1 protein-coding gene is annotated in these 275 nt (G+C 55.6%); it reads right to left on the bottom strand.

From position 1 onward, the window contains the following. The coding region (locus tag SB756_RS29870) for a cation transporter (RefSeq protein ID WP_410913196.1) at nucleotides 1–177 on the bottom strand (177 nt) is incomplete at its 3' end. Between the last annotated feature and the right edge of the window lie 98 nt (nucleotides 178–275).

Genomic DNA, 275 nt, shown 5'->3' with positions numbered 1-275 from the left:
CACCAGCAGATTGGTCAGCGAGGCGGCGATATCCACCAGTGAATCCACCAGAGAGGCCAGTAAACTCACCGAACCGGTGTACCACCAGGCAAAAATTTTCACGAGCAACAGCACAGACGCAAGAATGGTCGCGCCGAGCGCAGCACGCTTTACCAGTCGGCCATAAGAGGGTTGCATGCCAGGTTCCCTGTGCGGCATCAGTGAAGATGCGCACCAAAATGAATGAATGGCTCAAGTTTAACATCGGGAGGCGGGCACTGCTTAGCGGGTCGATC

The sequence above is a fragment of the Pseudomonas sp. SIMBA_068 genome (assembly GCF_046534705.1).
In the GTDB taxonomy this organism is placed as follows: Bacteria; Pseudomonadota; Gammaproteobacteria; order Pseudomonadales; family Pseudomonadaceae; genus Aquipseudomonas; species Aquipseudomonas putida.
Note: the sequence above shows the minus strand (reverse complement) of the source record. Positions and strands in the feature narration are given on the sequence as shown.